At 60.5% G+C, this 8,530-nt stretch carries 7 protein-coding genes; 4 read left to right on the forward strand and 3 right to left on the reverse strand.

The features are described 5' to 3' along the window. Together DBR24_RS12505 and nhaB are read left to right on the forward strand one after the other, a co-directional pair. The coding region (locus tag DBR24_RS12505; RefSeq protein ID WP_128614910.1) for a hypothetical protein at positions 1–1,201 on the forward strand (1,201 nt) is incomplete at its 5' end. A 111-nt stretch (positions 1,202–1,312) separates the two neighbouring features. Then, positions 1,313–2,815, forward strand: a complete 1,503-nt coding sequence (gene nhaB / locus DBR24_RS12510; protein ID WP_128614911.1) for a sodium/proton antiporter NhaB — start codon at positions 1,313–1,315, stop codon at positions 2,813–2,815. A 60-nt stretch (positions 2,816–2,875) separates the two neighbouring features. Here the strand turns inward: nhaB and DBR24_RS12515 are convergent, their stop codons facing one another. The 3 genes from DBR24_RS12515 to gnd are packed head-to-tail and all read right to left on the reverse strand — an operon-like array spanning position 2,876 to position 6,182. Then, a complete protein-coding gene (locus DBR24_RS12515; RefSeq protein ID WP_128614912.1) occupies positions 2,876–3,685 on the reverse strand; it encodes an HAD family hydrolase in 810 nt (269 codons plus the stop codon). After that, a complete protein-coding gene (gene zwf / locus DBR24_RS12520) occupies positions 3,682–5,205 on the reverse strand; it encodes a glucose-6-phosphate dehydrogenase (protein WP_128614913.1) in 1,524 nt (507 codons plus the stop codon). The genes DBR24_RS12515 and zwf overlap by 4 nt, the downstream gene beginning before the upstream one ends. Further along, positions 5,202–6,182, reverse strand: coding sequence for a phosphogluconate dehydrogenase (NAD(+)-dependent, decarboxylating) (gene gnd, locus DBR24_RS12525; protein ID WP_123468975.1), 981 nt, complete (start codon positions 6,180–6,182; stop codon positions 5,202–5,204). The genes zwf and gnd overlap by 4 nt, the downstream gene beginning before the upstream one ends. Positions 6,183–6,456: 274 nt before the next feature. Here gnd and DBR24_RS12530 point away from each other — a divergent pair, with 274 nt between their 5' ends. Both DBR24_RS12530 and DBR24_RS12535 read left to right on the forward strand, forming a co-directional pair. Further along, complete coding sequence (locus DBR24_RS12530; protein WP_123468977.1) at positions 6,457–6,636, forward strand: DUF6026 family protein; 180 nt, start codon at positions 6,457–6,459, stop codon at positions 6,634–6,636. Positions 6,637–6,829: 193 nt separating this feature from the next. Next, positions 6,830–8,530: phosphoethanolamine transferase CptA (locus DBR24_RS12535; RefSeq protein ID WP_128614914.1), on the forward strand; the 1,701-nt coding region annotated here is incomplete at its 3' end.

The raw sequence follows: 8,530 nt of genomic DNA on the forward strand, positions 1-8,530 counted from the left end.
GGTGTACTTTGCCGGCAGCCTGTCCAGCCTGACACAGGGTGTCGCACTGGATGCCCAAGGCCGAATCCTTGTGGCGGCGAAAGTCGGCATCGCCGAAGGCAGCCGCTTCGGCCTGGCACGATTGCTCGCCGATGGCTCCGCCGATCTGACCTTCGGTCATCAGGGCAGCGTGATCGACGCGTTTGCCTCAGGCTTCGAAGCCTCCGCCAGCAAAGTGCAGACGCTGCCTGACGGGCGCATCCTGTTGGCCGGTCTGCATTATGAAAACAGCCATCGCACCTTGCCCGCCCTCGCCTTGTTCGATACCCACGGTCATCTGCAGCAGTCCTTCGGCGATAACGGCCGCCAAATCGTCCGCCTGCCAGGCGAGTTGTCCATGGGCACCCGCGACAGCTGGCTGCCACCGGGCGTACCGGGCGCCGAGGCCTGCGACTTCGCGGTCCAGCCAGACGGGCATATCCTGCTGATCGCCAATCATCACTTCGAACTCGCCGACCATGCCGGCATATTGATCCGCCTCAAGCCCGACGGGCGCCTGGACCAGTCGTTCAACGGTCGTGGCTTCGTCATGATCCGGCATCTCTTGCTCAATACCTGGCTCAGTAGCCTGCTGCTGCAGGACGACGGACGTATCGTGGTCGCCGGCTCCATCGACTTTCCTCAGGAAGGCCTGCTGGCGCGTTACCTGCCCGATGGTCGTCTGGACGAACGTTTCGCAGTGGACGGCTTCCTTGCATTCAAGGCCCACGGCAAAAGTGCACTGGTCAGTCAGGTGCTGGAATCCGCCGAAGCGCTGCATTGTTTCGGCAGCAGCCGCGATCCGATCCGTTGCCTGGCGCTCAGCCTGCACACCAACGGACGCCCCGACCAGCACCACAACGCCGGCCTGCCACAGCTGCTGGAAATCGGCTCCAGCGGTTGTCAGTGGAGCGCAGCGCAGCGCATGGCCGACGGCCGTCTGATTGCGGTCGGCGCGACCATCGGCGGGTTCGAGGCTGATTTTATCGTCGCCCGTTACTGCCCTGACGGTCATCTCGATCCGAGTTTCGGTGAAGGTCGCGGCTGGTTGCGCACGCGCCTGGGCCGCAGCCTGGACACCGCCAATTCGCTGGCCGTGCAGGCGAATGGCGCTCTCCTTGTCGGCGGTTATTCGCTGGATGGCAACTACCGGGCAATGGTTGCGCGGTACCTCAATCAGTAATGCCCACTTCGGCAGCGCCTACGGTATTGAGGAACGTGTTTCGCCATTCACGACTTGAACTTGTCAGACACATCCGGCAACTTGCTCGCTTCTAAATACAAGGAGCAACCGATGTCCGGTTCAATGGCCCAGGCGTTCGCGCATAATTTTCTCGGGCACTCGCCACGCTGGTATAAGGCGACCATCGTCGGATTCCTGATTCTCAACGCCCTCGTGCTGTTCACGGTGGGTCCGGTCGCCGCAGGCTGGTTGCTGGTGATCGAGTTCATCTTCACCCTCGCCATGGCGCTCAAGTGCTATCCGCTGATGCCTGGCGGCCTGTTGCTGATCGAAGCGCTGTTGTTGAAGATGACCACCGCGCAGGCGCTTTACGATGAACTGGTGCACAACTTTCCGGTAATCCTGCTGCTGATGTTCATGGTGGCGGGCATCTACTTCATGAAGGATCTGTTGCTGTTCCTGTTCTCGCGGCTGTTGCTCGGCGTGCGTTCGAAAGCGATCCTCGCGCTGATGTTCTGCTTTTTGTCGGCGTTTCTGTCGGCGTTTCTCGATGCCTTGACCGTGACGGCGGTGATCATCAGCGCCGCAGTGGGCTTCTATTCGGTGTATCACCGCGTCGCCTCAGGCAATGACCCGCGTCAGGACAGTGAGTTTGGCGACGACCAGAACCTGCCGAAGCTGCATCACGAAGATCTGGAACAGTTTCGTGCGTTTCTGCGCAGCCTGTTGATGCACGGCGCGGTCGGCACCGCACTGGGCGGCGTGTGCACGCTGGTCGGTGAGCCGCAGAACCTGTTGATCGGCCATGAGATGGGCTGGCACTTCGGCGAGTTCTTCCAGAAAGTCGCGCCGGTGTCGCTGCCGGTGCTGGCGGCGGGTCTGGTGACCTGTGTGTTGCTGGAGAAGCTGCGCTGGTTCGGTTACGGCACGCTGCTGCCTGACAACGTGCGCGCCGTCCTGGCCAACTACGCCGCCGAAGACAACGCCGAGCGCACGGCGCGCCAACGCGCTGCACTGTTGGTGCAAGGTGCCGCGGCGCTGATTCTGATCGGTTGTCTGGCGTTTCACGTGGCGGAAGTCGGTCTGATCGGCTTGATGGTGATCGTGCTGATCACCGCGTTTACCGGGATCACCGACGAGCATCGTCTAGGCAGTGCATTCAAGGACGCGATGCCGTTTACCGCGTTGCTGGTGGTGTTTTTTGCGGTGGTGGCGGTGATTCACGACCAACAACTGTTCGCACCGCTGATTGAGTGGGTGCTGGCGCTGCCGGCCGATCAGCAACCCGGCATGCTGTTCATTGCCAACGGCCTGTTGTCGGCGATCAGTGACAACGTATTCGTCGCCACCATCTACATCACCGAAGTGAAACAGGCATTCCTCGCCGGCCACATGAGCCGCGAGCATTTCGAGACGCTGGCGATTGCGATCAACACCGGCACCAACTTGCCGAGCGTGGCGACGCCCAATGGCCAGGCGGCGTTCCTGTTCCTGCTGACGTCGGCGATTGCACCGCTGGTGCGCCTGTCGTACGGGCGGATGGTGTGGATGGCGGTGCCGTACACCTTTGTGATGGGGTTGCTGGGCTGGTATGCCGTGAGCTACTGGCTGTAATCACAGCGAATAATCTGTAGGAGCGAGCCTGCTCGCTCCTACAGTTGTTTTTGCGTTTATTCAGCGCGGGAGGATGTATCTCTCGATGGCCTGCGCCACGCCATCTTCAGTGTTTGGCCCGGTAATCACATCGGCCTGCCGCTTCACCGCTTCTTCCGCTTGTCCCATGGCAATCGACAGCCCGGCACACTGGAACATCGCCGGGTCGTTACCGCCATCACCAATCGCAGCAGTGTGTTCCAGCGCAATACCAAGATGCGCGGCAATGGTCGCCAGCGCGCTGCCCTTGTTGGCTTCCAGCGCCGTTACGTCCAGATACACCGGTTGCGAACGGGAAACCTGCGCCATGCCGTTAACCTTCTCCTGCAGACGCGCCTCAAGCTCGATCAGCAGATCCGTGTTGTGGCTGGTGGCGACAATCTTGTCGATGCGCTCCAGGTACGGCTCGAAACTCTCGACCACCACCGGCGGATAACCGAGGCCGTGTTGTTCGCGCGGCACCATCGGGCCGTGAGGATCCTTGAGCAGCCAGTCGCCACCGCTGAACACCCAGATTTCCACATCCGGTTGATCGGCGAACGTTGCCAGGGCGATCAACGCCGTCGGCGCTGGCAGGTAATGCGCCACCAGCAAGCTGCCGTCAGGATTGACGAGGGTGCCGCCATTAAACGCCGCGGTCGGCAGATCGACGCCCAAGGCTTCGATCTGCTGCAACATGGCCTTCGGCGGGCGCCCGGTCGCCAGGCTGAACAACACGCCGGCCTCGCGCAACGAGCGCACGGCGTCAATGGTGCGCTGGCTCAGGCTGTGATCAGGCAGCAACAGCGTGCCATCCATGTCACTGAGCAAAAAGCGGATCGAGTGACTCATCCCAGACCATGCCAGACGCGACCATCGCGAGTCAGCAGATCATTGGCGGCTTGCGGGCCATCTTCACCGGCGGCGTAGGTCTGCACGCTCGCGTCCTGCTGCCAGGCGTCGAGGAACGGTTGCACGGCGCGCCAGCCATTCTCGATGTTGTCGGCACGCTGGAACAGGGTCTGGTCGCCGGTCAGGCAGTCGTAGATCAGCGTCTCGTAACCGGTCGACGGCTGCATCTCGAAGAAATCCTTGTAGGCGAAGCCCAGTTCGATATTGGCCATGTTCAGCGCGGGGCCCGGGCGTTTGGCCAACAGGTCGAACCACATGCCTTCATTAGGCTGGATCTGGATACGCAGGTAGGTTGGCTGCAGTTCGTCGACCTCGGTGTCACGGAACTGCGCGTACGGTGCCGGTTTGAAGCAAATGACGATCTCGGTGTCGCGCACGCTCATGCGCTTGCCGGTGCGCAGGTAAAACGGCACGCCGACCCAGCGCCAGTTGTCGATCATGACTTTGAGCGCGACATAGGTTTCCGTGGTGCTGTCCGGGGCAACATTGGCTTCCTGGCGATAACCGTTCAACGCCTTGCCGTCGATTTCGCCGGCGCTGTACTGGCCTCGCACCGAATTGGCTCGCGCCTCGTCGACGGTCCACGGGCGAATCGCCCCGACCACTTTGGCCTTCTCGCCACGCACCGCATCGGCACCGAACGCGGCCGGTGGCTCCATCGCAACCATCGCCAGCAACTGGAACAGGTGATTGGGCACCATGTCGCGCAGTGCGCCGGTGTGCTCGTAAAAACTGCCACGGGTTTCAACGCCGACGGTTTCGGCGGCGGTGATCTGCACGTGGTCAATGTAATGGTTGTTCCAGAACGCTTCGAACAAGCTGTTGGAGAACCGGCTGACCAGAATGTTCTGCACGGTTTCCTTGCCCAGGTAATGGTCGATCCGGTAGATCTGCTTCTCGGACATCACCTTGAGCAAACAGGCGTTCAGCGCTTCGGCGGTTTGCAGGTCGGAGCCGAACGGCTTCTCGATCACCACCCTTCTGAACGCTTCGGGAGTTTCTTCAAGCAAACCGGCGCTGCCCAGTCGGCGCACCACTTCACTGAAGAAACGCGGCGCGGTGGCCAGGTAGAACACCGCATTGCCGGTGCCGCTGTCGGCAATTTTCGCCGCCAGCGCGGAATAAGTGCTGTCGTCCAGGAAATCACCCTGGACGTAGCTGATTCCTTTGGCGAGCTTGCCCCCCAAGGCCGGATCCAGCATCTGAGCGCCCTTGCCGACCTTCGCCGCCACTTCGGTACGGATGAAGTCTTCGAGCTTTTGCGCGAAGGCTTCATCGGTAATGGCGTTGTGGTCAACGCCGACGATCCGCAGATTTTCGTCAAGCAAGCCGTCGCGACTGAGGTTGTACAGCGCCGGCATCAGCAAGCGCTTGACCAGGTCGCCGTGGGCACCGAACAGAAACAGCGTGGTCGGTGGTGCGGGTTCTGCCTTGGATTTTCTGCGGATCGTATGGGTCATTTCTTCGGTATCTCCACGTGGCCGCCGAAGCCGAAGCGCTGGGCCGAAAGAATCTTGTCGCCAAAAGTGCCCTGGCCGCGTGAGCGGTAGCGCGAGAACAGCGAGTTGGACAGCACCGGGACCGGCACCGCTTGTTCCATGGCAGCCTCGATGGTCCATTGGCCTTCGCCGCTGTCCGCTACCGAACCGGAGAAGCCGTCAAGCTTAGGATCGCTCGCCAGCGCATCAGCGGTCAGGTCGAGCAACCACGATGAAACCACGCTGCCACGGCGCCAGACTTCGGCGATGTCGGCCACGTTCAGATCGAAACGCTGATCTTCCGGCAGACGTTCGCTGGACTTGGTCTTGAGGATGTCGAAGCCTTCGGCGAAGGCCGCCATCATGCCGTACTCGATACCGTTGTGGATCATCTTCACGAAATGCCCGGCACCGGCAGGACCGGCGTGGATATAGCCGTGCTCGGCGCGGTGATCCTCGGACTTGCGGTCCTTGGTGCGCGGAATGTCGCCCATGCCCGGCGCCAGTGCGGCGAACAGCGGGTCGAGACGCTGCACGGTTTCGGCGTCGCCGCCGATCATCATGCAGTAACCGCGTTCCAGGCCCCAGACGCCGCCGGAGGTGCCGACGTCAATGTAGTGCAGGCCCTTCTCGGCCAAGGCCTTGGCGCGGCGAATGTCATCTTTATAGTTGGTGTTGCCGCCGTCGATGATGGTGTCGCCGGCTTCGAGCAAAGTGCTCAGGGTGTTGATGGTGTCTTCGGTCGGCGCGCCGGCCGGCAGCATGACCCAGACCGCGCGCGGTTTGGCCAGGCCGGCAACCAGTGCCGGCAAGTCGGCGACGCCGGTGGAGCCCTCGGCGACCAGGTTGTCGATGAAAGCGGTATTGCGGTCGTAAACAACGGTGGTGTGACCGTTGAGCATCAGACGCCGCGCAATATTGCCGCCCATGCGGCCCAGTCCAATAATCCCGAGTTGCATGTGCTGATGCTCCTTACTACAAATAAATGTGTGTCATTGGTTATAGCCCAACGCGACTGATGGAGGTTAGTCCAGAGCGTTGCGATGAAGTTTCCGGGCATTGTGCCCGATCCAGACTGATAACGCCCCGAATCCTGCCGAAGACACACCGACCATGAAAAATAAAAAAGTTCCATTCACAGGCAAAAGAAATCAAAATCGGCGCCGATAGTAAGTGAGCACCTCGAAACCGGGGGCTACTTACAGTTGAGACACGCCATTTGCGAGGTGAGCAATGGGCACAGTACACACAGCAATGCCGCCACAAACCCTGTACGTGACAATCCGTCGCGATGAATTGCGTCAGTTGAAAGACGAGCGCGACCAGTTGAAGCAGGAACTGGCCCAACTGCAGATGGCCCACGGCCTGCAGTCGAAACCGGTGCCGGTCGTTCAGCGCCACCCACACGCCTGATCCCTCTTTTCTCGGGAACCGCCACCGCGGTTCCCTACGCTCTACCCCGGCCGCTTTCGCCAACTCACAAAACTTTCACATTCTCTTCGTAATACTCCGCCTCCATTCTGGCCGTACCTTCGCGTATGGCCTTCGTTCGTCGGCTTCATGAATGTCCCGGCGGTGGTTGTAAACGAGTCAGCTGGAGCGCCGAATGGCATTGTTCAAACGCAGCAAAACGACTGCGACAGGTTTCGACTGGGCCGGTTTTATCTGGCTGTTTGTATTCTTCTGGTATTTTTCCGGCATCACCCAACTGCTGATCCAGATCACCGGCACCTCCGGCTTCAGCGGGTTCCGCCAAGCGTTCTTCACCAGCGCGCTCTGGCTGGCACCGATGCTGCTGTTCCCCAAGCGCACGAAACTGCTGGCCGCCTTGATCGGCCTGGTGCTGTGGGCCTGTTCGATGGCCAGTCTGGGCTACTTCTTCATCTATCAGCAGGAATTCTCCCAGAGCGTCATCTTCATCATGTTCGAGTCGAACGTGTCCGAAGCCGGCGAATACATGACTCAGTATTTTGCCTGGTGGATGGTGGTCGCGTTCCTCGCCCATACCGCGTTCGCCTATTTCCTGTGGACTCGCCTGCGTCCGGTGTACATGCCTCGTGGTCGCGCTCTGGTGGCGGCCGTCGCCATCGTCATCGCCGTGGTCGGCTACCCGCTGGTCAAACAGACGATGCGCATGGGCTCCTTCGCGCAAGGCTTCGAGAAATTCGAAACCCGCATCGAGCCAGCCGTGCCTTGGCAGATGGCCGTGGCCTATCACCGTTATCTGGATACCCTCGCCGACATGCAGGGCATGCTGCACAACGTGAGCAAGATCCCGCCGCTGAAAAACCTCAAGGATGCCTCGGCCGATCAGCCGAAGACCCTGGTGCTGGTGATCGGCGAATCGACCAACCGTCAGCGCATGAGCCTTTACGGCTATCCGCGTAATACCACGCCGGAACTGGACAAGCTCAAGGATCAACTGGCGGTATTCGATAACGTCGTCACCCCGCGCCCCTATACCATCGAGGCGTTGCAGCAGGTGTTGACCTTCGCTGACGAAGAACACCCGGATCTGTACCTGACGACGCCGTCGCTGGTCAGCATGATGAAACAGGCCGGTTACAAGACCTTCTGGATCACCAACCAGCAGACCATGACCAAGCGCAACACCATGCTCACGACCTTCTCCGAACAGGCCGACGAGCAGGTGTACCTGAACAACAACCGCAACCAGAACGCCGCCCAGTACGACGGCGACGTGATCGAGCCGTTCAACAAGGCCCTGAACGATCCGGCGCAGCGCAAATTGATCGTCGTGCACCTGCTCGGCACTCACATGAGCTACCAGTACCGCTATCCGCCGAGCTTCGACAAGTTCCAGGATCGCAACGGTGTACCGGCCGGTGTGCGTGACGACCAGGTCCCGACCTACAACAGCTACGATAACGCCGTGCTGTACAACGATTTTGTCGTGTCGAGCCTGATCAAGGATTACGCAAAGTCCGATCCGAACGGCTTCCTGCTGTACCTGTCGGACCACGGTGAAGACGTGTTCGACTCGGTCGGCCACAACACCCTGGGGCGTAACGAAAACAAGCCGACCGCACCGATGTACACCATTCCGTTCATGGCCTGGGCCTCGCCGAAATGGCGCGAGAACCATGACTGGAACTTCGCGGCGGACCTGGATCGTCCTTACAGCAGCTCGCACCTGATCCACACCTGGGCCGACATGGCCGGGCTGAACTTCGATGAGCTGGACCGCAGCAAGAGCCTGGTCAGTGACAGTTTCAAGGCTCGCCCTTTGCTGATCGGCGATCCGTATCAGACGGAACAGCGCTCGCTGATCGACTTCAGCCTGATG

The organism is Pseudomonas sp. HMWF006 (assembly GCF_003061205.1).
GTDB lineage: Bacteria > Pseudomonadota > Gammaproteobacteria > Pseudomonadales > Pseudomonadaceae > Aquipseudomonas > Aquipseudomonas monsensis.